The sequence below is a fragment of the Streptococcus parasanguinis genome, from assembly GCF_032163505.1.
In the GTDB taxonomy this organism is placed as follows: Bacteria; Bacillota; Bacilli; order Lactobacillales; family Streptococcaceae; genus Streptococcus; species Streptococcus parasanguinis_V.
In genome coordinates, this window is record NZ_CP134147.1 from 615,386 (window position 1) to 637,750 (window position 22,365).

The 22,365-nt window shown below is 41.3% G+C and carries 26 protein-coding genes; all 26 read left to right on the plus strand.

The window, feature by feature from the left end; genetic code table 11:
* The first annotated feature begins 161 nt into the window (after window positions 1-161).
* A complete protein-coding gene (locus RIN70_RS03230; protein WP_003005989.1) occupies window positions 162-392 on the plus strand; it encodes a DUF1797 family protein in 231 nt (76 codons plus the stop codon).
* A gap of 165 nt (window positions 393-557) precedes the next feature.
* Window positions 558-1,412 carry a bifunctional methylenetetrahydrofolate dehydrogenase/methenyltetrahydrofolate cyclohydrolase gene (locus tag RIN70_RS03235; RefSeq protein WP_155125260.1) on the plus strand — a complete coding sequence of 285 codons (855 nt, stop codon included), beginning with the start codon at window positions 558-560 and terminating at the stop codon, window positions 1,410-1,412.
* 13 nt (window positions 1,413-1,425) lie between these two features.
* The gene (locus RIN70_RS03240; protein ID WP_155125261.1) at window positions 1,426-2,199 is read left to right on the plus strand and encodes an HAD-IIB family hydrolase; all 774 of its coding nucleotides are present in this window, start codon (window positions 1,426-1,428) and stop codon (window positions 2,197-2,199) included.
* 52 nt (window positions 2,200-2,251) lie between these two features.
* The gene (locus tag RIN70_RS03245) at window positions 2,252-3,130 is read left to right on the plus strand and encodes an NAD(P)H-hydrate dehydratase (RefSeq protein ID WP_272157265.1); all 879 of its coding nucleotides are present in this window, start codon (window positions 2,252-2,254) and stop codon (window positions 3,128-3,130) included.
* 26 nt (window positions 3,131-3,156) lie between these two features.
* Window positions 3,157-4,152, plus strand: coding sequence for a LacI family DNA-binding transcriptional regulator (locus tag RIN70_RS03250; RefSeq protein ID WP_313790666.1), 996 nt, complete (start codon window positions 3,157-3,159; stop codon window positions 4,150-4,152).
* Window positions 4,153-4,283: 131 nt separating this feature from the next.
* Entirely contained in the window at window positions 4,284-5,597 is a 1,314-nt protein-coding gene (locus RIN70_RS03255; protein WP_041826251.1) for an ABC transporter substrate-binding protein, read from the plus strand.
* Window positions 5,598-5,682: 85 nt separating this feature from the next.
* On the plus strand, window positions 5,683-6,585 hold the full coding sequence (locus tag RIN70_RS03260; RefSeq protein ID WP_014712989.1) for a carbohydrate ABC transporter permease: 903 nt from the start codon (window positions 5,683-5,685) through the stop codon (window positions 6,583-6,585).
* Window position 6,586: 1 nt separating this feature from the next.
* On the plus strand, window positions 6,587-7,432 hold the full coding sequence (locus tag RIN70_RS03265) for a carbohydrate ABC transporter permease (RefSeq protein WP_176745622.1): 846 nt from the start codon (window positions 6,587-6,589) through the stop codon (window positions 7,430-7,432).
* A gap of 9 nt (window positions 7,433-7,441) precedes the next feature.
* On the plus strand, window positions 7,442-8,896 hold the full coding sequence (locus RIN70_RS03270) for a glycoside hydrolase family 32 protein (RefSeq protein WP_272144672.1): 1,455 nt from the start codon (window positions 7,442-7,444) through the stop codon (window positions 8,894-8,896).
* Window positions 8,897-8,970: 74 nt separating this feature from the next.
* Window positions 8,971-9,168, plus strand: a complete 198-nt coding sequence (locus RIN70_RS03275) for a type 2 periplasmic-binding domain-containing protein (protein ID WP_070589596.1) — start codon at window positions 8,971-8,973, stop codon at window positions 9,166-9,168.
* Window positions 9,169-9,320: 152 nt separating this feature from the next.
* Window positions 9,321-10,661 carry an exodeoxyribonuclease VII large subunit gene (xseA, locus tag RIN70_RS03280; protein WP_272144674.1) on the plus strand — a complete coding sequence of 447 codons (1,341 nt, stop codon included), beginning with the start codon at window positions 9,321-9,323 and terminating at the stop codon, window positions 10,659-10,661.
* The gene (locus RIN70_RS03285; protein ID WP_003006013.1) at window positions 10,639-10,851 is read left to right on the plus strand and encodes an exodeoxyribonuclease VII small subunit; all 213 of its coding nucleotides are present in this window, start codon (window positions 10,639-10,641) and stop codon (window positions 10,849-10,851) included. Before xseA ends, RIN70_RS03285 begins: the two co-directional genes overlap by 23 nt.
* Entirely contained in the window at window positions 10,848-11,723 is an 876-nt protein-coding gene (locus tag RIN70_RS03290; RefSeq protein WP_272144676.1) for a polyprenyl synthetase family protein, read from the plus strand. Before RIN70_RS03285 ends, RIN70_RS03290 begins: the two co-directional genes overlap by 4 nt.
* Entirely contained in the window at window positions 11,716-12,534 is an 819-nt protein-coding gene (locus RIN70_RS03295; RefSeq protein WP_013903231.1) for a TlyA family RNA methyltransferase, read from the plus strand. The genes RIN70_RS03290 and RIN70_RS03295 overlap by 8 nt, the downstream gene beginning before the upstream one ends.
* Window positions 12,524-12,958 carry an arginine repressor gene (locus RIN70_RS03300; protein WP_003006022.1) on the plus strand — a complete coding sequence of 145 codons (435 nt, stop codon included), beginning with the start codon at window positions 12,524-12,526 and terminating at the stop codon, window positions 12,956-12,958. Before RIN70_RS03295 ends, RIN70_RS03300 begins: the two co-directional genes overlap by 11 nt.
* A gap of 6 nt (window positions 12,959-12,964) precedes the next feature.
* Window positions 12,965-14,623 carry a DNA repair protein RecN gene (gene recN, locus RIN70_RS03305; RefSeq protein WP_313790667.1) on the plus strand — a complete coding sequence of 553 codons (1,659 nt, stop codon included), beginning with the start codon at window positions 12,965-12,967 and terminating at the stop codon, window positions 14,621-14,623.
* Between the two features lie 20 nt (window positions 14,624-14,643).
* A complete protein-coding gene (locus tag RIN70_RS03310) occupies window positions 14,644-15,372 on the plus strand; it encodes a metallophosphoesterase (RefSeq protein WP_129824397.1) in 729 nt (242 codons plus the stop codon).
* 89 nt (window positions 15,373-15,461) lie between these two features.
* Window positions 15,462-16,295, plus strand: coding sequence for a DegV family protein (locus tag RIN70_RS03315; protein ID WP_129824396.1), 834 nt, complete (start codon window positions 15,462-15,464; stop codon window positions 16,293-16,295).
* Between the two features lie 110 nt (window positions 16,296-16,405).
* A complete protein-coding gene (locus tag RIN70_RS03320; RefSeq protein ID WP_003006038.1) occupies window positions 16,406-16,681 on the plus strand; it encodes an HU family DNA-binding protein in 276 nt (91 codons plus the stop codon).
* A gap of 103 nt (window positions 16,682-16,784) precedes the next feature.
* A complete protein-coding gene (locus tag RIN70_RS03325; RefSeq protein ID WP_173020162.1) occupies window positions 16,785-16,940 on the plus strand; it encodes a hypothetical protein in 156 nt (51 codons plus the stop codon).
* 239 nt (window positions 16,941-17,179) lie between these two features.
* Entirely contained in the window at window positions 17,180-17,626 is a 447-nt protein-coding gene (locus RIN70_RS03330) for a Fur family transcriptional regulator (RefSeq protein ID WP_080934814.1), read from the plus strand.
* 123 nt (window positions 17,627-17,749) lie between these two features.
* Complete coding sequence (locus RIN70_RS03335) at window positions 17,750-17,878, plus strand: hypothetical protein (RefSeq protein WP_275138293.1); 129 nt, start codon at window positions 17,750-17,752, stop codon at window positions 17,876-17,878.
* Window positions 17,879-17,923: 45 nt separating this feature from the next.
* Window positions 17,924-18,724: a hypothetical protein gene (locus tag RIN70_RS03340; RefSeq protein WP_061590925.1), complete on the plus strand. Its 801-nt coding sequence runs from the start codon at window positions 17,924-17,926 to the stop codon at window positions 18,722-18,724.
* A gap of 2 nt (window positions 18,725-18,726) precedes the next feature.
* The gene (locus tag RIN70_RS03345) at window positions 18,727-19,236 is read left to right on the plus strand and encodes a hypothetical protein (protein ID WP_155125269.1); all 510 of its coding nucleotides are present in this window, start codon (window positions 18,727-18,729) and stop codon (window positions 19,234-19,236) included.
* Between the two features lie 172 nt (window positions 19,237-19,408).
* On the plus strand, window positions 19,409-20,101 hold the full coding sequence (locus RIN70_RS03350) for a phosphoglycerate mutase (RefSeq protein ID WP_003012031.1): 693 nt from the start codon (window positions 19,409-19,411) through the stop codon (window positions 20,099-20,101).
* A gap of 214 nt (window positions 20,102-20,315) precedes the next feature.
* Window positions 20,316-22,307, plus strand: a complete 1,992-nt coding sequence (gene metG, locus RIN70_RS03355) for a methionine--tRNA ligase (RefSeq protein WP_247913785.1) — start codon at window positions 20,316-20,318, stop codon at window positions 22,305-22,307.
* The last annotated feature ends 58 nt before the right edge of the window (window positions 22,308-22,365 follow it).

The window sequence follows — 22,365 nt, forward strand, 5'->3', positions numbered from 1 at the left end:
TTTCATTATATCAGTATTCTAGAAGTTTGCAAGAATTTACTACGGAATGTCGCTAAGGATTGAAGAAGAGAGCAAATCAATGGAAAAATGTGAATTTTTATTGGAAGAGCTTTCTCTTTTATGATAAAATAGGAGAGTAGAAAGTAAAGAGGAGAAATAAAATGGAATCACATTTAGTACGGATTATCAACCGTTTGGAGACGATGACAAAAGACGGTGGAAACTTGAAACGTAATTTTGAACGTGACGGTGTTGTTGTCGCTGAAGTAGCATACAACCACAATGAAGAAGAAGGTTCAACCTTTACACTTCGTGATGTTGAAGCGCGTGAAACCTATACATTTGATAGCATTGATTTAATTGCAATGGAAATTTATGAATTGCTTTACTAAGCAGCTGTGTGGATGAGTTTGGGGTGGTCTCAAGCTCATTTTTTGTCCATCTGGCTATAGTTTTCGTCTATAAGAAATTCTAATTAGGAACAGTTAGGTTTGAGAGTTGAAATCTGCTATAATAGAGAGGACTATTTTCATTACTTGACTAGAAAGAGAATTGATATGACGACACTCATTGATGGGAAGGCGCTCGCTACAAAATTACAGGGTGAGATTGCGGAGAAAACAGCACGATTAAAAGAAGAGACAGGAGCTGTGCCTGGACTTGTTGTCATCGTGGTAGGAGATAATCCAGCTAGCAAAATCTATGTAAGAAATAAAGAGCGTTCTGCTATTGCGGCAGGCTTTCGGAGTGAAGTGAGACGACTTCCTGAAAGCATTAGCCAAGCTGAATTATTAGAAGTGATCGAACACTACAATCAAGATCCCCTTTGGCATGGGATTTTAGTGCAGTTGCCACTGCCTAAGCATATCGATGCGGATGCAGTCCTTTTAGCCATTGATCCGACAAAAGATGTGGATGGCTTTCATCCATTGAATATGGGACGCTTGTGGGCTGGAAATCCTCTCATGGTGCCTTCAACTCCCGCTGGGATCATGGAGATGTTCAAAGAGTACGGGATTGATCTAGAAGGGAAGCGAGCAGTCGTGATTGGTCGTTCCAATATCGTTGGAAAACCAATGGCGCAGTTGCTCCTCGCCAAAAATGCGACGGTAACCTTGACCCATTCCCGGACCCATCATCTGCCTAAAATTGCTAGAAGAGCAGATATCTTGGTTGTTGCGATCGGTCGTGCGAAATTTGTAACAGCAGACTTCGTGAAAGAAGGCGCCGTTGTTATTGACGTCGGAATGAATCGCGATGAGAATGGCAAATTGTGTGGGGATGTCGATTTTGACTCTGTTGTACCTTTGGCCAGTCATATTACCCCGGTACCAGGAGGGGTTGGGCCTATGACTGTCACCATGCTGATGGAGCAGACCTACGAAGCAGCTGTTCGTGCCTTAAAAAAATGAAAGTGTGAACAAGATGAAGTTTGTATTTGATTTAGATGGAACCCTGTCATTCGATGGTGTCACAATCGATGATGAAATCAAACAGGTCTTATTGAGAGCAGAAGAATTTGGCCATGAAGTTGCCTTTGCTTCTGCACGTTCTTACCGGGACTGCTTGGATCTTTTAGGGGACCCATTGAGTCAGCAACTCGTGATAGGCTTAAATGGTGGATTGGCCTATCGCCAGGGGCAATTGGTATATGAGGAACAATTGGACAAGGATGTGTATCGGGAAGTCCTTGGCTTTTGCCGCCATTACAATCTACCATTTTTTGTGGATGATACCTTTGATTATAGCGGACAGATTTTGGAAAAGATTCCTTTTGTTGCTAATGTAGATCCCCTCAAGAAAGCCCAGTATCGTTCATTAGAGGAGCTGACAGATCCGATTAAGGTCGTGATCTATATGGGTGGCCATGAGGAGCTCGTGGATGAGATCATCGAGCGGATCGAAAAGACAGATAAGGCCCATATCCGCTATCATGCGCATGAAAAATGCATCTATATCAATCCAGCAGACACGCATAAAGCGACAACAGTAGAAGAACTCTGTGGAGAGAATTTCGTGGCTTTTGGCAATGATCAAAATGATATTGAGCTCTTTGAAAAAGCTCTTTATGCAGTTCAGATTGGTGATTTTCCAGCCCTTCAGCCTTATGCGGATGATCAATTGGTAGCCAAACAAAATCAACCGCAAGCTGTGGCTGCTAAGATCTTGCAAGTCTTCGCAGAATTCAGAGGAAAATAAAAGAAGGAGGGGGAGTCGTGGCTTCTCCTTTTTCGCTAGAAATGAGGAAGGTATGAGAACAGTTCAGAAAGAAGAGATCCAGCGTGTCATTGCAAAGCGAGAGTCGAATTCTTATAAGGGCGATTTTGGTCGCCTGCTCTTGATTGGGGGGACTTACCCCTATGGGGGAGCCATCATTATGGCGGCGCTTGCTGCGGTTCACAGTGGTGCGGGTCTGGTCACTGTTGCAACCGATCCTGATAATCTGACGGCCCTTCATAGCCATCTTCCTGAAGCCATGGGCTTTGATTTGGCAGATCACGAACTCCTTTGTGAGCAACTCCAAAAAGCCAGCGTAATTCTCGTAGGACCGGGCTTAAAGGAAGCAAGAGAAAACCAAGCAATCTTGCACATGATTTTTGAGCAAGTCTCTAGCCAGCAGGTCTTGATATTAGATGGCGGAGCTATTAGTCTTTTTGCAGCCTCTCAGTTTGACCTGCCAGAGGCTCAGTTGGTCTTTACCCCCCATCAAAAAGAATGGGAAAAACTATCAGGGCTTGATCTAGCCAGCCAGACAGAAGGCAAGAGTCGAAGAGCAGTACAGAACTTTCCTCAAGGGACTGTCATTGTAGAAAAAGGGCCACACACCCGCATTTGGACAAGTGGGCAAGATGAGGGCTATCAGCTAGATGTTGGTGGTCCCTATCAAGCAACAGGGGGTATGGGAGATACCTTGGCAGGGATGATCGCAGGATTTGCGGGTCAATTCCCACAGGTCAGTCTCTATGAGCGCGTGGTGGTTGCGACCTATCTCCATTCAGCCATTGCTGAGGACTTGAGCAAGGAGGCTTATGTGGTTCTACCGACGACCATTAGCCAAGAAATCCCCAAATGGATGAAGAAGTGGAGTGACAATTCAAACGAAAATGTTGAAAATGAAACGTTTTCATGATAGTATGGATGAAAGGAGGTGAGAAAATGAATGAGCAAAAAAAATCGATTACGATGAAAGATGTTGCAGCAGAAGCTGGGGTTAGTGTTGGGACAGTCTCTCGTGTTATCAATAACGAAAAAGGCATTAAAGAGGTGACATTAAAAAAAGTTCAACAAGCGATTGAAAAATTGTCTTATGTGCCAGATGAATATGCGAGAGGATTAAAAACGAATCGTAGTAATATTATCGCTTTACTTATTCCAACCATTTGGCATCCATTCTTTTCTGAGTTTGCATATCATGTAGAAAAGGAATTGTTGAAAAATCAATGTAAATTATTGATTTGTAATGCAGATAAAGATGCTCAAAACGAGATAGAGTACATAAAATTACTTGAAAAAAATAAGGTAGATGGGATCATTGGGATCACCTATTCAGATATCGATAAGTATATCTCCTCTAATTTACCTTTTGTTAGTATTGACCGTCATTTTTCTGAAAATGTCTATTACGTAACCTCTGAAAATTATCATGGTGGTCAACTAGCTTGCCGAGAGTTAGTCAAACGAGGTTGCCAAAATTTAGCTTACATTAGTGATGTGAACAAACATTTGAATGAAACAACGGAACGGGGAAGGGGGTTTAAAGATGAAGCTAAGCAGCAAAATACAAAACTCTGTAGTCTTGAAATGCCAGAACCGTTAGATCAAGCAGAAAGACAAATTAAGTCCTTTTTTGAAGCTCATCCTCAGATTGATGGGATTTTTACAGTAAATGATTTTATGGCTCTACGTGTTATAAAAGTTTTGACGGAGATGGGAAAAACTCCTCTAGAGGACTATCAAATTATTGGTTTTGATGGGTTAAGACCTGCTTTTGATCAACCGTACTTACTTTCGACCATTGTTCAAGAAATAGCTCAGATGGCCCAAGCGGCAGTAGAATTATTACTTAAATTGATTCGTAAAGAAAAAATAGAAAAGAATGTGATTAGTTTACCCGTACATTTCTTTGAAGGGAACACTACAAAAAAATTATAAAAAGTGCTTGACAAATTATGAAAGCGCTGTTATAATTTAGCTATAAAATGAAACGTTTCAAAAAACTCAACTATTTTAGCTTGAGTTGAAAATATAACCAAAAAATGAAACGTTTCAAAAAGGAGGACGCTATGCGTAAAGGTATTAAGTTATCTGTAGTTGCAGCACTATCATTAGGATTGCTTGCAGGATGTGGTGGGGGATCAAAATCCAAAACTGCAAGTTCTTCAAATGAGATTAAAGTCTGGGTTCAGTTCTCAGATGAAACAGCTGAGGGAAAAGCTTGGCAACAAGTTGTTGATAATTTCAACAAATCAAAGAAAACGAAATATAAGGTTGTGACAGAATTTATTCCACGTAGCGGTAGTGGTGGTGGATATGAAGATAAGGTTAACGCCGCTGTTACGACAAATAGTTTACCAGATGTCATTACACTAGATGGTCCTAATACTGCAGCCTATGCAAAATCAAAAGTGATTGCTCCTTTGGATGATTATCTAAAAGACGATAATATGGATGATGTACTGGACAGTATTAAACAACAGGGAACTTATGATGGTAAATTTTATGCATTTGGTTATTCAGAATCCAATGTAGGTGTTTACTATAATAAGAAAATGTTTAAGGAAGCAGGGATTGATGAAGCTAGTTTGCCAACCCTAGAAAAACCATGGACATGGTCTGAGTTTAATGCCATTGCTAAGAAATTAAAAGATCATTTTAACAAACCAGCAATTGATTTCCGTTTGAATTCAAACGATGAGATGTTGCCATATGCTTACATGCCTCTTATTTGGTCAAATGGTGGATCTGTTGTGAATTCTAAAGGAACAAAAGCGGAAGGCTACTTCAATAGCAAAGAAAGTGTTGAAGCTGTTCAATTTATTCAAGATCTTGTGAAGGATGGATATACGACAGTTAGTCCTGTTGAAAAAGGTTTTGAAACCGGTGAATATCCTATGGTTCTGAGCGGTTCTTGGACGATTGCAGACCTACAAACAAATTACAAAGATATTGATTTTGGTATTCTTCCTTATCCAGTTTCAGATAAAACGAAGAAATTGGTATCACCTTCAGGTAGTTGGCAATTAGCCGTTACAACAAAATCTGATAAAAAAGAAGCAGCCGCTGAATTTGTTAAGTTTGCTACAAATACTGAATCTAGTGAAATTCTAAGCTTAGGTAACAGTGTTCTTCCAATCAGAAAATCAACAATTAAAAATATTAAGGACAAAGTATCTGAGCCAATGCGTTTCTTGATGGAACAAAATGCTAAAACGGCTCATGCTCGTCCAGTTGTAGTAGCTTATCCACAAGTTTCACGCGCTTTCCAACAAGCAATGCAAGATATCAGCTATTATAAAGATAATCCAGATGTACAAAAAGTATTAGATGCTCGTGCGAAAGAAATGCAAACAGCAATCGACCAATCTTTAAATAAATAGTTGACATTCAAAAAGGTGGAAGGTAAGTTATGGAATGTACCTTCCACCTTATTTTATTTAATAGTTTCATCTTAGGAGACGAACAATGAGCGAAAAAAATAAAGTCGAAACAAAAAAGAAAGAACGCCTTAAAGAAAATATTATGGGCTATAGCTTTTTAGCTCCAGCTTTAATATTACTTTTCATCTTTTTAGTGATACCTGTTGGTATGGTGATCTATTATGCCTTTACAGATTATTACCTATTAACGCCTGAGGATAGAAAATTTGTAGGACTACAAAATTTTATGCGCTTAGCACAAGATCCAATCTTTATAAAAAGCTTCTTGAATACCTTGAAATTTGTAGTTTGGATTATTCCAGTGCAACTTGGTGCGGCTCTCGGGATGGCCTTAATTGTTAATAAGAAACGTAAAGGAAATATGTTCTTTAAGGTAGCATTTTTTGCTCCTGTTGTGATGTCTCTTGTCGTTATCTCTATCCTCTGGTTATACTTGTTAAATCCAAATAATGGTTTGCTCAATGCTCTACTGAATAAAATTGGTATTTCTTCACAACCATTCTTGACAAGTCCAAAACAAGCCATGTATGCCATTGTATTTGTTTCTGCATGGCAGGGTGCAGGTTATCAAATGTTGTTATTCCTTGGAGGAATGCAAAATATTCCACAAGATATTTATGAGGCGGCAGAGTTGGATGGATTTTCAAAATGGGCTCAATTTAGATATATCACGATGCCTTTATTGAAACCAACTGCCTTGTTTGTACTCTTGACAACATTGATTTCAGCATTTAAATTGATTGTGCAACCAATGGTCATGACTCAAGGTGGTCCATTGAACTCAACAATCACTATGGTATATTACATTTATCAACAAGGTTTCACTGACCGTCTTGTTGGTTACTCAAGTTCGATTGCCTTAGTATTTACAACATTGATTGGTATGATTAGTCTTGTACAACGGCGAGTTTTGAAGGAGGATGATTAGGATGAAACGTTTAAAACCGACTATTATTTTAGAATATGTTTTATTAATTCTATTAGCAGGCCTCTTTCTATTTCCTATGATCTGGATGGTGGTTTCAGCAATGAAGCCAGAAGCAGATGTGTATAAGAATTTAACAAGTTGGAAAGCATTCTTACCTAGTTTTAATCCAGCTGATTGGTTTAAACCCTACCAAGAGGTTCTTGCCCGTTTTAGTATTCTAACATATCTAGGGAACAGTATTTTTTATGCAGGAACATTTGCACTTGGGTCTATTATAGTAAACGCCTTAGCGGGATTTGCATTTGCAAAAATTAATTTTACAGGTAAAAAAATTCTGTTTGGCTTTTTATTGGCCTTGTTAATCATTCCGATGGAAACAGTGTTGATTCCACAATTTACAATTATTAATTCACTTGGCTTAGTTAATAATCGTTTAGCGGTTATTATCCCTGGATTAGCTAGTGTCTTTAATATTTATCTTTTCCGAAACTTCTTTATTGCCATTCCAGAAGAAATTATCGAATCTGCAAAAATAGATGGTGCAAGTATCTTACGGATCTTTTTCAAGATTATGTTGCCGATGTCGAAACCAGCGGTTGCAACAGTAGGTGTTCTTTCCTTTATTTCTAGTTGGAATGATTATATCTGGCCGTTGATGGTTTTAACCGATTCGTCAAAATTTTCAATGCAGGTGGCAATTACAACCATTAATACAACTCAACCAGTTTATATCAATCAAGTAATGGCTGTTTTGACAATTTCTACAATTCCACTTATTCTAGTATATATCGTAGCACAAAAATATATTATTCAAGGTCTAGGTGGATCTGGTACAGGTATTAAGTAGGTGATCAGTATGAAGGAAAGCATTCGGAAAGCAAATCAGTATATCAATGAAAACAGGGAGAGGGTGAACCAGCAATATAGAGGAGCATTTCATTTGCTACCTCCAATCGGCTGGATGAACGATCCAAATGGCTTTGTTTATTTTCGTGGGGAATACCATTTGTTTTACCAATTCTATCCCTATGATAGTGTTTGGGGTCCCATGCATTGGGGGCATGCCAAATCAAAAGATCTTCTCCATTGGGAAGAACTGCCAGTAGCATTAGCGCCAAGTGAAAGCTATGATAAGGATGGTTGTTTCTCGGGTAGTGCTATTGTGAAAGATGACAAGCTCTATTTGCTTTATACTGGTCATGTAGACGATGAGGAAAAGCGGGAAGAGACTCAGTGTCTTGCGGTGTCAACAGATGGCATTACCTTTGAAAAGTTGCCTACTAATCCAGTGATCCATGCTCAACATATTGAGGGGATCGCAGATATTGCAGATTTTCGTGATCCTAAAGTATTTGAATATCAAGGAAGATATTATGCTGTCGTTGCTTCTAAGACACCAGATGACAGAGGTCAAATTCTCCTATTTGTATCAAGTAATCTAGTAGATTGGGACTTTACATCAGTCCTTCTAGAAGGTGAAAAAGGGCAAGGGATTATGTGGGAGTGTCCTGATTTCTTCCCTTTAGATGGCAAATGGGTCTTGATCCTGTCTCCCATTGAAATGGAAAGGCAGCAAGAAAAATACTGGAATTTAAATTCGACGGTTGCCTTTATCGGTGACATGAATTGGGAAACGGGGCACTTTCGTGTCGATTCCTATGATGAAATGGATGGTGGTTTGGATTTCTATGCCCCTCAAACTTGTCAAGGACCAAATGGCGAACGATTCATGGTTGCCTGGATGCAAATGTGGCACCGGTCTATCCCCAGTCATGATTTAGCTCATGGGTGGGCAGGTAGTATGACTCTTCCAAGAAAATTGTCCTTGAAAGACGGACGATTGGTTCAGGAGTTACCTGAGTCAGTGAACGAACACTTTCTTGTAGAGCATGCCTCAGAAACCATTGTTAAGGGCAATCAGATCACGATTCCAGCTAGAGGGAAACAAACCTTGTTTGAGCTAGATACCAAACGGGGTTGCTCCTTTATCTTAGGTTATGGTGATGAAACTGATCCTGATAGTGTCTTGCAATTGATTTACGACGCCTCTCAAAAACGCTTTAGCTTAAGTCGAGACCAATTTGGGCACCCCATTTCTGGAAAAGAAAATCCAGCATTTCAATCGAGATGGATTCAGTTGGATACTGAAAAGGATCATCATTTTTCGATCATTCGCGATACCAACTCCATCGAAGTATTCGTGGATGGCAAAACTCTCTCGATGACTTTTTATGAAACGACTGAGAATCCCGTCTATACTCTCACGGCAGATGAAGGGGTTGATTGGGTCGTGAAAACCTATCAAAAATAGAAAATCAATAGCCTCCTAAAGAATAAAAGACAAGTCCTATGACTTGTCTTTTTGTTGTATCCTAAATAGGATTTGTGTTCATCGAAGAAAATTTGGGAATTGGTCTCATGACCGATCTGACTCTCTTCCCAGAATATCCAAATCTTGTCAAAATTCCGCTGGTTGAAGAGGAAAAAACAGTCTTCTATATTAGTTATGCCTATCCAAATGAAGGGGAACCCCAAGCGCTTCTTAGCTCCTTTATTGAACGGTTAGAGAAGTGTGAAAAATAAAGAAGCTGGTGTTAAACAGACAAGTAGAGGGTAACTTGAATAAAATGAGGCTTGTAGAGAAAGGAAATTCATGATTTCGCTTTGTCTGCCAGCCTTTTTTGGTGTTTTTTGGTATAATTAAACTTGATCATATTCTGCAGAAAGGAGTTCCTATGTCCAACTATTTATCCGTATCAAGTTTGACCAAATATTTGAAATTAAAATTTGATAAGGATCCCTATTTGGAAAGGGTTTATCTGACAGGGCAGGTCTCCAATTTCCGAAAACGTCCCAACCACCAGTATTTTTCATTAAAAGATGAAAAAGCGGTCATTCAGGCAACGGTCTGGGCTGGGGTTTATCGAAGCTTTGGTTTTGAGCTAGAAGAAGGCATGAAGATCAACGTCATTGGTCGCATTCAGCTCTATGAGCCAAGTGGGAGTTATTCCATTGTCATTGAAAAGGCTGAGCCAGATGGGGTAGGGGCCTTGGCCATCCAATTTGAGCAACTCAAGAAAAAGTTGACCGAAGAAGGGCTCTTTCAGGATCGATGGAAGCAAGCTCTGCCACAATTTTCAAGAAAGATCGGGGTCATCACCAGTCAAAGTGGGGCCGTGATTCGCGATATTATCACAACGGTGAGCCGACGCTTCCCTGGTGTAGAGATTGTGCTCTACCCGACCAAGGTTCAAGGTGAAGGAGCATCTAGCGAGGTGGTTGCTAATATTCAAAGGGCTAACCAACGGGATGATTTGGATGTCTTGATTATCGGTCGTGGGGGTGGTTCGATTGAAGATCTTTGGGCCTTTAATGAAGAAGCAGTGGTGCGAGCCATTTTTGAATCGCGGATTCCGATTATCTCCAGTGTTGGGCATGAGACAGACACGACTCTAGCCGATTTCGTAGCAGACCGACGAGCAGCTACTCCAACAGCAGCTGCTGAATTAGCTACTCCAGTGACCAAATTGGATCTCTTGTCCCATTTACAAAAGCAGGAAAATCGCATGGCAACAGCCATGTCCAATCGCTTGGCCTATAATCGTGAACGTTTGGCCAAATTAAGTCAATCGGTTATTTTTAGACAGCCTGAAAGACTCTATGATGGCTACCTACAAAAGATTGACCAGTTGCAATTGCGTTTGAAACAAGGAATGCGTGATGCTTATGGACAAGGGGCGAATCAGCTGCAAGGTCTGCGTCATCGCTTAGAAGCCATGTCTCCTTTGCATCGCATCGAGCGCTACCAGGACCGCCTGCTCCAAGATAAGAGAATCTTAACCAACCGAATGGAACAAGTCCTAAAAGAGCAAAAGATCAAGGTGAAAGGCTTATCAGAAGCCCTCTTGATGCTCGATACCAGTCGGATTATTGCGCGTGGCTATGCCATGGTCAAGGAAGGAGATCAGGTCCTAGATTCCGTTGCGAAAGTAACAGAAGGGGACCCGCTGTCACTCATCATGAGAGATGGCCAGTTAGAAGTAGAGGTAAAACATGTCGAAAGAAAAGAAATTTGAAGAAAATTTAGCAGATTTGGAAGCCATCGTCCAAAAATTGGAGAGTGGTGATGTGGCTTTAGAAGAAGCCATTACAGAATTCCAAAAAGGAATGAAGTTGTCGAAAGAATTGCAAGATACCTTGGATCAAGCAGAGAAAACCCTGGTCAAGGTCATGCAAGCAGATGGTACTGAAGCGGATCTAGCATGAGACAAGAAGAAAAACGAAATAGAGTAGAGCAAGCAGTTCGCTCTTTTTATGAGGAAAAATCTGTTGCCCCCCATTTAGTGGAGTCGGTCCTTTATTCGATCCAGGCAGGAGGAAAACGCCTGCGCCCCTTGCTTCTTCTAGAATTGTTAGAGGCCTTTGGACAGGAATTGACGGAGGCTCACTTTCAAGTGGCAGGGGCTTTAGAGATGATCCACACAGGAAGCCTTATTCACGATGATTTGCCAGCCATGGACAATGATGATTACCGTCGGGGGCAATTGACCAATCATAAGAAATTCGGAGAAGACCTGGCGATTTTAGCAGGGGATGCGCTTTTTCTTGATCCCTTTGGGATGATTGCTGCCAGTGCCCTTCCTGATGCGGTCAAGGTCTCTTTGATCCTTGAATTGTCAGATGCTTCCGGTAGTCGTGGAATGGTAGCTGGCCAAGTCCTGGATATGGAAGGGGAGCACAAACAGCTCACATTAGCAGAGTTGCAGACTATCCATGCCAATAAGACAGGACGCCTCCTTGCCTATCCTTTCATCACAGCTGGTTTGATTTTAGAGTTGCAAGCAGACATTGCTCAGCTTTTAAAAAAAATCGGGAAAAAATTAGGCCTGGCTTTTCAAGTGAGGGATGATATTTTGGATTTGATCGCTGATTTTGAGGCTTTGGGGAAGACCCCTCAAAAGGACTTAGTGGCTGAAAAATCGACCTATCCAGCCCTGTTGGGATTGGAAGAATCAAAAGCTTTGCTGACAAGAGAATTAGATGCTTGCGAGGACTTGTTGGATCAGATTACAGCTACTTGCGAGTTTGATCCGCAAGCGATCAAGAAATTAATAGAAGGATTACGAATAGATGGCTAAGGAAAGAGTGGATGTATTAGCCTATAAACAAGGCCTATTTGATACCCGCGAACAAGCCAAAAGAGGGGTGATGGCCGGTCTTGTCGTTGCCGTTATCAATGGTGAGCGCTTCGATAAACCGGGTGAAAAAATTGATGAAGCAACCGAGTTGAAATTAAAGGGTGAAAAGCTCAAATATGTCAGCCGGGGCGGTCTTAAATTAGAAAAAGCACTGAACCAATTTGGTTTATCTGTAGAGGGTAAAATTGCCATTGATATCGGAGCTTCTACAGGTGGCTTTACAGATGTCATGCTGCAAAACGGAGCCAGCCAGGTCTTTTCGGTGGATGTCGGGACCAATCAGTTGGCCTGGAAATTGCGCAATGATCCTCGAGTGGTCTCGATGGAACAGTTCAATTTCCGCTATGCCGAGCCAGATGATTTTGAAGCGACACCGAGCTTTGCGAGTATCGATGTCAGCTTTATTTCCTTGGACTTGATTCTGCCAGCCCTTCACCGGATTTTGGCAGAAAATGGACAAGTCGTGGCCTTGGTCAAACCTCAGTTTGAGGCAGGACGCGAACAGATCGGGAAAAATGGGATTATTAAGGATCCTAAGATTCATTTAGCCGTTCTTGAAAAGGTCGCTGCTTTTGCAGGGACACATGGCTTTGCGGTAATGGGAGTGGATTATTCCCCTATCCAAGGAGGCCATGGCAACATCGAATTTTTGATGTATCTAGAAAAAAAAGAAGAGAAAACAAAGCCAACTACAGAGCAGCTGGAGGCTGTTGTGGAGCTGGCACACAAGGAATTTAAACATGAAGAGTAAGAATATCAGATTAGAAAAAATTCGCCGCTTCATTCGCGATCATGAAGTGGGGACGCAAGAAGAGATCGTCGAACATTTGAAAGAAGAAGGCATCTCAGCAACCCAAGCGACAGTATCACGGGATATCAAAGAATTGGGCATCGTAAAACGCCCTCTGAAAGACATGACCTATGTCTATGAATTGCCACGTAAGCACCACCAAGGGATTGGGATGATTGAAAGCAATATCTTGTCTCATCGTCGCATGGGAGAATATGTCAATTTCACCATGGTTCCAGGGACAGCTCCTTTAGTTAAACGTCGCTTGCGGGAGATTTATAAGGAGCATATCTTTAGTATTGTCGCAGATGATGATACGATTTTACTGATTGCTTATTCCGCACCAGAAGCAGAGAATATCCTCAAATCAATCTTTGGGTGGTAAGAGCCTATGCTATTAGAAATTTCGATTAAGAACTTTGCTATTATCGAAGAGATTTCCTTAAATTTTGAAAAGGGAATGACGGTACTGACAGGGGAAACAGGTGCAGGGAAATCCATCATTATCGATGCCATGAACATGATGCTGGGAAGCCGCGCAACGACGGATGTCATCCGACACGGAGCCCCAAAAGCGGAAATCGAAGGGCTCTTCACCGTTGAGAGCAATCGCCACTTGACGGCTCTCTTTGAAGAGCAAGGACTAGAGTGGACCGATGAATTGATCATTCGCCGAGAGATTCTGCAAAATGGACGAAGTGTCAGCCGGATCAATGGTCAGATGGTGAATTTGTCTGTCTTAAAGGCGGTCGGGCAACATTTGGTGGACATCCATGGCCAGCATGATCAGGAAGAACTCATGCGGCCTCAATTGCATATCACTATGCTGGATGAATTTGGGGATGCAGCCTTTTTCCAAACCAAAGACGCTTATCGTCAAACCTTTGAAGATTACAAACGTCTGCGCAAACAAGTAGTGGAACTTCAGCGCAACCAGCAGGAAAACAAGGCCCGTATTGAGATGTTGGAGTTTCAAATTGCAGAGATTGAGGCAGCTGCCTTGGAAGTGGATGAGGACCTGCGTCTGGAGCAAGAACGCCAACGCCTGCTCAATCACAAGATGATTGCTGATACCCTAACCAACGCCTATACCATGCTGGATGCAGAAGAATTTTCGAGCCTCTCCAATGTTCGCTCAGCCATGAATGATCTGGAAAGTATTGAAGAATATGATCCCAGCTACAAAGAGCTATCAAGCCAGTTATCTGAAACCTTCTATGCCCTTGAGGATATTACCAAGCGCTTAGAAGATGTGGTCGATGGTCTGGAGTTTGATGGCAATCGCCTCATGCAGGTGGAATCTCGTTTGGATTTGATCCACTCCATCACGCGCAAGTATGGTGGCCAAGTCAAGGACGTATTGGAATACCTGGCGCAAATCACCAAAGAATATAGCCTTCTCACCGGAAGTGATCTCTCGTCTGAGGACTTGGAAAAAGAACTCAAACGTCTAGAAAAGAGTTTGGTCACCTTGGCTCAAGATTTGAGTGATCAACGGCATGACCTAGCTCAAGATTTGGAAAATGAAATCCAGCAAGAATTGGCAGATCTCTACATGGACAAGGCGCGTTTTCAAGTGCGTTTTAGCAAGGCTAAGTTTAATCGTGAGGGAAATGAAGCTGTCGAATTTTACATTTCGACCAACCCAGGTGAGGATTTTAAACCCCTTGTCAAGGTAGCATCCGGCGGAGAATTGTCACGCTTGATGTTGGCCATTAAGTCGGCTTTTTCTCGAAAAGAAGGAAAAACCAGTATTGTCTTTGACGAGGTGGATACAGGAGTCTCTGGGCGCGTGGCTCAAGCCATCGCAGCGAAAATTCACAAGATTGGTCAAAATGGCCAAGTGCTTGCCATTTCTCACCTGCCTCAAGTCATTGCTGCAGCAGATTATCAATTCTATATTGAGAAAATCAGTGATGAACACTCAACTGTATCTACTGTTCGTTTGCTCAATAGAGAAGAACGAATCGAAGAAATTGCCAAGATGCTGGCAGGAGAGGATCTAACGGAAGCTGCCCGTCAACAAGCAGAGCAACTTCTCAAGCGTTAAGAGAAAGAAGGTTTGAAACAATGTCAACATACTTTGTAGTCGGAGATATTCATGGAAAAGCACAAATGCTAGAAGAGCTCATGACAGAGTGGGATGGAAAAGCCCAATTGGTCTTTTTAGGGGATTTGATAGATCGAGGCGAAAACAGCAAACGATCAATTGAAATCGTAAAGGACTACGTAGACCATCACGGAGCTGTTTGCCTTTCCGGGAATCACGAGTACATGTTTTTAGCCTGGTTGGACAATCCAGAAGAGCGTTATGATCACTACCGAAGAAATGGTGGCGATACGACTATCAACTCTCTGTTAGGCCGGCCGCTCGATGCTCCTGTAGATGGCATTGCGGATGCTCAAGCAGTAGAAAATGTCGTTCCTGACTTGGTGGCCTTCATCCGCAGTTTACCCTTTGACTACGAGACAGAGACCTATTACTTTGTCCACGCTGGTGTGGATCTAACCCTTGAAAATTGGCGGGAAACCAGTGATTACCAAAAAGTCTGGATCCGAAAACCATTCCATGAAGCGGAGAATCATACAGGCAAATGGATAGTCTTTGGCCATACACCGGTCTATGGACTGCTCAATGAGCCAGTTGGCACCGAAAATCTTTGGATTTCAGATCAGAAAATGGGCGTCGATGGTGGCGCTGTCTTTGGAGGAGTCCTCCATGGATTGCTCTTGGATGATCAAGGCATTGTCCATGACCATGTCCTTCATAATACAGGTTTTTCTGCTGCAGACGACTGAGGAAGCAGGAATGAATATCTTTCACTGCAAAACCCCGTGTTTTTTGATATAATGAAAGCAGAACATTCTTAGGAAGAGTATAGAAATATATGGCAAATATTAAAATAGTTACAGACTCATCTATTACAATTGAGCCTGAAGTGGTTGAAGAATATGGCATTACCATTGTGCCACTTTCTGTTATGGTGGATGGAGTCCTTTATTCCGACAGTGAGTTGGGCGAAGGGGACTTCTTGCGCTTAATGCAGTCTAGCAAAAATCTTCCAAAGACCAGCCAACCACCCGTTGGAGTCTTTGCGGAGGTGTATGAAAAGTTAGCAGCAGACGGAGCTCATATCGTTTCAATTCATATGTCTCATGCCTTGTCAGGAACCGTAGAGGCGGCTCGTCAAGGAGCAACCTTATCAGGGGCAGAAGTAACTGTGATTGATAGTGGCTTTACAGACCAAGCCATGAAGTTTCAAGTGGTTGAGGCAGCTAAGTTGGCTAAAGAAGGAGCAGATCTAGACACCGTTTTAGGTCGTATTGAAGAAGTCAAAGAAAAGACAGAGTTGTATATCGGCGTATCTACCTTGGAAAATCTAGTTAAAGGTGGTCGGATTGGCCGTGTCACCGGACTTTTGAGCTCGCTTCTTAACATCCGTGTGGTGATGCAAATGAAGGACCATCAGTTGGAACCAATCGTCAAAGGACGTGGAAACAAGACCTTTAAGAAATGGTTGGATGAATTGGTAGAGAAACTTTCCCATAGTAAGGTGGCTGAGATCGGGATTTCTTACGCAGGGACACCAGAGTGGGCCAATGAAATGAAGGCTCAGTTGCAATCGTTCGTTGAAAATGCTATCCCAGTTCTCGAAACTGGATCGATTATTCAAACCCATACAGGTGAGAATGCATTTGCAGTTTTGGTGCGCTACGAATAAGCTGAATAAATGTTTGAAAAAACAGGTTTAGTACTTGACCTAAAGGCTTTTTTTAGATATGATAGTACTGTTAAGGCATAAAGCCTAAAAAAATTTGGAGGATTTGTTAAATGGCTAACAAACAAGATTTGATCGCAAAAGTGGCAGAAGCTACAGAATTGACTAAAAAAGATTCAGCAGCAGCTGTTGATGCTGTATTCGCAGCAGTTTCAGAATACCTTTCAAAAGGTGAAAAAGTTCAATTGATCGGTTTCGGTAACTTCGAAGTTCGTGAACGTGCAGCTCGTAAAGGTCGCAACCCACAAACTGGTAAAGAAATCAAAATCGCAGCTTCTAAAGTTCCAGCATTCAAAGCTGGTAAAGCTCTTAAAGAAGCAGTTAAATAATTGCATTTTGAAAAGCCATCCTAGATTTCTAGGGTGGCTTTTTTGTTGGACAGCTCTATAGGATAAGGGTATAATAGGAAAAAAGAAAGAGAGAGAAAAGACCATGAGATTCATTTTAGGACTCTTTGCCTTGTTGTTTATCCGACCTATTTTGTATCTTCTAAAAGGACTGTGGTTCGCACTGGAATTCTGTTTTATGATTATCGTGGTCAAAATGATCCTAGGAACCGTTCGCTGGATGACCAGTTGGATCGGATGAGAGGGGATAGAGACATTAGTGAATGTCTCAATGTCTCCCAGGGGTTTAGCTCTTCCATTTTCAGGCTCGTGAATCAATGTCCACTGGACATGAACTCGCTTTTCCGTTTTCAAGCTCGTGAAAAAAATGTCCACTGGACATTTTTTTAATTAAAAGCATTCTAAATAGTGATTTATTTTGAAACATGCTATAATAAAGGTAACGAATCGATTTAATCATATTGGAAAGGGGAAATCATAGTGAACGCATTGCATCGTCATGAAGAAGAGCGCGTGGAAGAAGTCTTGCAAAATTTGCGTGCCAAGGGTATTCGGATTACTGATACCCGTAGAGCAGTTCTTTCCTATTTAGTGGCGAGTCATGAACATCCAAGCGCTGAGAAGATCTATCGTGATTTATTGCCTCAGTTTCCAAGCATGAGTCTAGCAACTGTCTACAACAATATCAAGGTTTTAATTGATGAGGGGGTTGTCTCTGAGATCAAGGTTCGCAATGATACCACGACCTATTTTGATTTCATGGGGCATGACCATTTGAATGTGGTATGTGAAAAATGTGGTCGTATCGCAGATGTGGACATTGAAGTCCCAGATCTTCGCGAAGAAGTAGCCAGTCAAAGTGGTTACCAGATCACCAAGACTCAGATGACCGTCTATGGCATTTGCCCCGACTGTCAGAAAAATTAATGTGAGAGAAAGCAGAGCCGTCAGGCTCTTTTTTGTATAGTAAAACCACACTAGGATAGTGAAGGAAAAATAGGAGAAATCATGATATAATATACTTTTAAAATCAAACAATAGGAGAACGAGATGAAAAAGCTGGAGAATTTTTCTTGGAAGATGTGGCAGGTCTATGCCTTAGCAGCAGTGACCATTTTTATGATTGGTGCTATATGGTCTTTCTTTTTCTTGAAAATGGCCCCTCATATAGTTGGATAGAGTAACAATGTTTGTGAGATAAGGACTTATAGAAAGATATAAAAAATGAAGATAAAGAGTGAAAAACTAAAAAGTTTACTGGTCATTGTTGGTTTTTTTATCCTTTTAACTATTTGTTTTTATAAAAATTTAGAATCAAATATCAAGGAAATCTACAAGAATAATCATTATTCAGGAGAGGTTCGGATCACGGGCCTTTCGCTTACAAGTGAATCAAAACTAGTGATTAATGCTAATTATACCTATTCTGAAAGGATTAATGGGAAAGTCGTCTCTATTCCATTGAAGAAACAAATGATGTTAGAACAAGTCATTTTGCCATATTATCCACCTGTAGCTAAAGAAAGACGTTTTGGATTGCTTGGTGATTCAATAGGAATGTATAGTGAGCCTCCTAGCACGTATGTACCCATTCTTGAAAAAGCCCTAGAATTGAATCCTGAGAGAAAAAAGGTGGAGCAGGAATTAAAGAAAAAAATAGATCAAAATTCTATCTTAAAAGGATCGAAGGTTGAATTAAAACTTGGTATTTCAAGTAATATTAACTATACTGGCGGGATACATTGGCTTGAAGATTACGAGAAACAATCAGCGAAGAGTGGACGGACTGTTCTTGGAGGATGGTATGGTTTTCCGGTAAAAGAAGCTTTAGATCATGATGTCATCTATGTTCAAGTGACATTACCTAAAGGTGTGAAAAGGGATCATATCCGTTTTAAGGATGAATTACAAGCGATTGTAAAAAAATCGAATTTACCAAATGGTCTTTATGTCTTAGGGACTATGACAGATTCGGATTTTGATATGGTCGATATTGAAGACAGAGTGATTAAGGAAAGGGGTTAAAGATGTCAGAAACAAAACAAGAAAGTAATCTTAGTTTAATCTGGGAGCTTGTATTGTATATTATTCTAATTTTTTCAATTGTTGGGCTTCCATTTTTGAATGGTCATTATTATTCGTATTCTGATACTTCACAGGTTTTTCTATTTCGGAAAAACAACTCAGTATTTTGGGGGCAAGAATTTAAAGGTGTGGTGAATTCTTACTTTATTATTTCTCTCATACTATTAATTCTTTTACCTGTTATAGCCTATTTTATTCATGATTCTTTTGAAAAAAAGGGGTATCCATTTTTGGCTAGCCTGCAGTCGTTTTTGATTTACTTATCTTGTAGTGTGATTTTGATATATGCTGCATTTTCATTAACGATTCAAAAAGTTTATTATAATTTGGGGTTTGGTGTTTATCTTTGTCTGCTTATTTATATGGTTCATATGTATAGTGATTTAAAAGATATCAGAAAAATGATTGAACAACGAAATTGTTCGACTGAAAAGAATCAAGTAGAAGAATAAGCTGTATCAACGTAAGAATAAACATTCCTCATTTTCAAACCAGAGCCGTCAGGCTCTTTTTTGTGAGAAATTGCACTTTTCTATGGTCGCCACTAGATTTTTCACTGAAAATCTAGTAGAATAGAATAGATAAACGGGGGGAACCTCGGAGAATAAAAAGGAGATCCATCTAATGGTAAAATTGGTTTTTGCTCGCCACGGTGAGTCTGAATGGAACAAAGCTAACCTTTTCACTGGTTGGGCTGATGTTGATTTGTCTGAAAAAGGTACACAACAAGCGATCGACGCTGGTAAATTGATCAAAGAAGCTGGTATCGAATTTGACCAAGCTTACACTTCAGTATTGAAACGTGCGATCAAAACTACTAACTTGGCTCTTGAAGCTTCTGACCAATTGTGGGTTCCAGTTGAAAAATCATGGCGCTTGAACGAACGTCACTACGGTGGTTTGACTGGTAAAAACAAAGCAGAAGCTGCTGAACAATTTGGTGATGAACAAGTTCACATCTGGCGTCGTTCTTACGATGTATTGCCTCCTGCAATGGACCGTGATGATGAACACTCAGCACACACTGACCGTCGTTACGCTTCACTTGATGATTCAGTGATTCCAGATGCTGAAAACTTGAAAGTTACTTTGGAACGTGCCCTTCCATTCTGGGAAGATAAAATCGCTCCAGCTCTTAAAGACGGTAAAAACGTATTCGTAGGAGCACACGGTAACTCAATCCGTGCTCTTGTTAAACACATCAAACAATTGTCAGATGACGAAATCATGGATGTGGAAATCCCTAACTTCCCACCATTGGTATTCGAATTTGACGAAAAATTGAACGTTGTAAAAGAATACTATCTTGGTAAATAAAAATATCCAGTGGATATTTTTATCCCGAGCCTGAAAATGCCAAAGCGAGGCAATTTTAGCAGGATTCGTTATCAATCATAGAAAGCTGACTTCGGTCAGCTTTTTTGCTTGTCTTCCTTAGATCCTAGCTGGTTTTGGGTTTTCAGGGTCTCCTAAAAATGTTATAATAGAGTGTTACTAAATTGGGTTCCATTAGCCCTGAAAGGAAAAGAAAATGACAAAATCATTCTACATCACAACCCCTATCTATTACCCATCTGGTAAACTGCATATTGGTTCAGCTTATACAACGATCGCCTGTGACGTCTTGGCGCGTTACAAACGTATGATGAACTACGATGTGTTCTACCTGACTGGTCTCGATGAGCACGGTCAAAAGATCCAGCAAAAAGCAGAAGAAGCTGGCATTACACCGCAAGCTTATGTAGATGGGATGGCCGTTGGAGTGAAAGAACTCTGGCAATTGCTCGATATCTCATACGATAAATTCATCCGTACAACAGACGACTACCATGAAAAAGTAGTGGCTCAGGTCTTTGAACGCTTGCTTGCGCAAGACGACATCTACCTGGGTGAGTACTCTGGTTGGTATTCAGTCTCTGATGAAGAGTTCTTTACAGAAAGCCAATTGGCTGAGGTATACCGTGATGAGAATGGCAAGGTTATCGGTGGGGTAGCCCCATCAGGCCACGAAGTAGAATGGGTTTCTGAAGAATCTTACTTCCTTCGCCTCAGTAAATACCAAGACCGTTTGGTGGAATTTTTCAAATCCCAACCTGATTTCATCACGCCAGATGGTCGTCTTAATGAAATGTTGAAAAACTTCATCGAGCCAGGTTTGGAAGATTTGGCGGTATCTCGGACAACCTTTACTTGGGGAGTTCCAGTTCCATCTAATCCAAAACACGTGGTCTATGTATGGATCGATGCCCTTCTTAACTATGTGACAGCTCTTGGTTACGGTCAAGAAGATCATGAAAACTTTGATAAGTTCTGGAACGAAACCGTCTTCCACATGGTCGGAAAAGACATCCTTCGTTTCCACTCCATCTACTGGCCAATCCTTCTCATGATGTTGGATATCAAATTGCCAGACCGTTTGATTGCTCATGGTTGGTTTGTCATGAAAGATGGCAAGATGTCTAAGTCTAAAGGGAATGTCATCTACCCAGAAATGTTGGTGGAGCGCTTCGGCTTGGATCCACTTCGTTACTACCTCATGCGTAGCCTTCCAGTTGGTTCTGATGGTACCTTCACACCAGAAGACTACGTGGCTCGCATCAACTATGAATTGGCCAATGACCTTGGAAACCTCCTCAACCGGACGGTAGCCATGATCAATAAATACTTTGGTGGTCAAGTTCCAGCTTATGTCGAAAATGTCACTGCATTTGATGCAGATTTGGCTAAGGTAGTTGAAGAAAACATCGCTGAATACCACAAGCAAATGAACGCGGTTGATTACCCACGCGCTTTGGAAGCCGTATGGAACATCATCTCTCGGACCAACAAGTACATCGATGAGACTGCTCCTTGGGTCCTCGCTAAAGAAGATGGGGACAAGGAACAATTGGCAGCGGTCATGGCTCACTTAGCGGCTAGCCTTCGTGTTGTGGCTCACTTGATCCAACCATTCATGATGAACACCTCAAATGCCATCATGGAACAACTTGGCTTGGGCTTGGACTTCGATCTTGAAAACTTGACCCTAGCAGGCTTCCCTGAAAATGTCACAGTGGTTGCCAAAGGAACTCCAATCTTCCCACGTCTCGACATGGAAGAAGAAATTGCCTACATCCAATCTCAAATGACTGCTGGAAAACCACAAGAAAAAGAATGGATTCCAGAAGAAGTGGAACTCAAGTCTGAAAAAGACGAGATCAAATTTGAAGACTTTGACAAGGTTGAAATCCGTGTAGCAGAAGTCAAAGAAGTGGAACGCGTCGAAGGATCAGACAAACTGCTTCGCTTCCGCCTAGACGCAGGAGATGGCGAAGACCGTCAAATCCTCTCTGGTATCGCGAAATTCTATCCAAATGAACAAGAATTGGTCGGCAAGAAACTTCAAATCGTGGCCAACCTCAAACCACGTAAGATGATGAAAAAATACGTCAGCCAAGGTATGATTCTTTCCGCAGAACACGGAGATCAATTAACGGTCCTAACCGTTGATCCATCTGTTCCAAATGGAAGCATTATCGGCTAAACGATAGACATATGAAAAGCACTCCGGTGGGAGTGCTTTTATTGTATTGATATGGTTC

Excerpts from the sequence above, each read along its gene's own strand:
- RIN70_RS03235 (WP_155125260.1), top strand. The coding sequence starts at position 558 with ATGACGACACTCATTGATGGGAAGGCGCTCGCTACAAAATTACAGGGT.
- RIN70_RS03260 (WP_014712989.1), top strand. The coding sequence starts at position 5,683 with ATGAGCGAAAAAAATAAAGTCGAAACAAAAAAGAAAGAACGCCTTAAA.
- RIN70_RS03340 (WP_061590925.1), top strand. The coding sequence starts at position 17,924 with ATGAAGATAAAGAGTGAAAAACTAAAAAGTTTACTGGTCATTGTTGGT.
- RIN70_RS03335 (WP_275138293.1), top strand. The coding sequence starts at position 17,750 with ATGAAAAAGCTGGAGAATTTTTCTTGGAAGATGTGGCAGGTCTATGCC.
- RIN70_RS03245 (WP_272157265.1), top strand. The coding sequence starts at position 2,252 with ATGAGAACAGTTCAGAAAGAAGAGATCCAGCGTGTCATTGCAAAGCGA.
- RIN70_RS03270 (WP_272144672.1), top strand. The coding sequence starts at position 7,442 with ATGAAGGAAAGCATTCGGAAAGCAAATCAGTATATCAATGAAAACAGG.
- metG (WP_247913785.1), top strand. The coding sequence starts at position 20,316 with ATGACAAAATCATTCTACATCACAACCCCTATCTATTACCCATCTGGT.
- RIN70_RS03250 (WP_313790666.1), top strand. The coding sequence starts at position 3,157 with ATGAATGAGCAAAAAAAATCGATTACGATGAAAGATGTTGCAGCAGAA.
- xseA (WP_272144674.1), top strand. The coding sequence starts at position 9,321 with ATGTCCAACTATTTATCCGTATCAAGTTTGACCAAATATTTGAAATTA.
- RIN70_RS03240 (WP_155125261.1), top strand. The coding sequence starts at position 1,426 with ATGAAGTTTGTATTTGATTTAGATGGAACCCTGTCATTCGATGGTGTC.
- RIN70_RS03300 (WP_003006022.1), top strand. The coding sequence starts at position 12,524 with ATGAAGAGTAAGAATATCAGATTAGAAAAAATTCGCCGCTTCATTCGC.
- RIN70_RS03345 (WP_155125269.1), top strand. The coding sequence starts at position 18,727 with ATGTCAGAAACAAAACAAGAAAGTAATCTTAGTTTAATCTGGGAGCTT.
- recN (WP_313790667.1), top strand. The coding sequence starts at position 12,965 with ATGCTATTAGAAATTTCGATTAAGAACTTTGCTATTATCGAAGAGATT.
- RIN70_RS03295 (WP_013903231.1), top strand. The coding sequence starts at position 11,716 with ATGGCTAAGGAAAGAGTGGATGTATTAGCCTATAAACAAGGCCTATTT.
- RIN70_RS03285 (WP_003006013.1), top strand. The coding sequence starts at position 10,639 with ATGTCGAAAGAAAAGAAATTTGAAGAAAATTTAGCAGATTTGGAAGCC.
- RIN70_RS03315 (WP_129824396.1), top strand. The coding sequence starts at position 15,462 with ATGGCAAATATTAAAATAGTTACAGACTCATCTATTACAATTGAGCCT.
- RIN70_RS03320 (WP_003006038.1), top strand. The coding sequence starts at position 16,406 with ATGGCTAACAAACAAGATTTGATCGCAAAAGTGGCAGAAGCTACAGAA.
- RIN70_RS03255 (WP_041826251.1), top strand. The coding sequence starts at position 4,284 with ATGCGTAAAGGTATTAAGTTATCTGTAGTTGCAGCACTATCATTAGGA.
- RIN70_RS03290 (WP_272144676.1), top strand. The coding sequence starts at position 10,848 with ATGAGACAAGAAGAAAAACGAAATAGAGTAGAGCAAGCAGTTCGCTCT.
- RIN70_RS03325 (WP_173020162.1), top strand. The coding sequence starts at position 16,785 with ATGAGATTCATTTTAGGACTCTTTGCCTTGTTGTTTATCCGACCTATT.
- RIN70_RS03230 (WP_003005989.1), top strand. The coding sequence starts at position 162 with ATGGAATCACATTTAGTACGGATTATCAACCGTTTGGAGACGATGACA.
- RIN70_RS03265 (WP_176745622.1), top strand. The coding sequence starts at position 6,587 with ATGAAACGTTTAAAACCGACTATTATTTTAGAATATGTTTTATTAATT.
- RIN70_RS03350 (WP_003012031.1), top strand. The coding sequence starts at position 19,409 with ATGGTAAAATTGGTTTTTGCTCGCCACGGTGAGTCTGAATGGAACAAA.
- RIN70_RS03310 (WP_129824397.1), top strand. The coding sequence starts at position 14,644 with ATGTCAACATACTTTGTAGTCGGAGATATTCATGGAAAAGCACAAATG.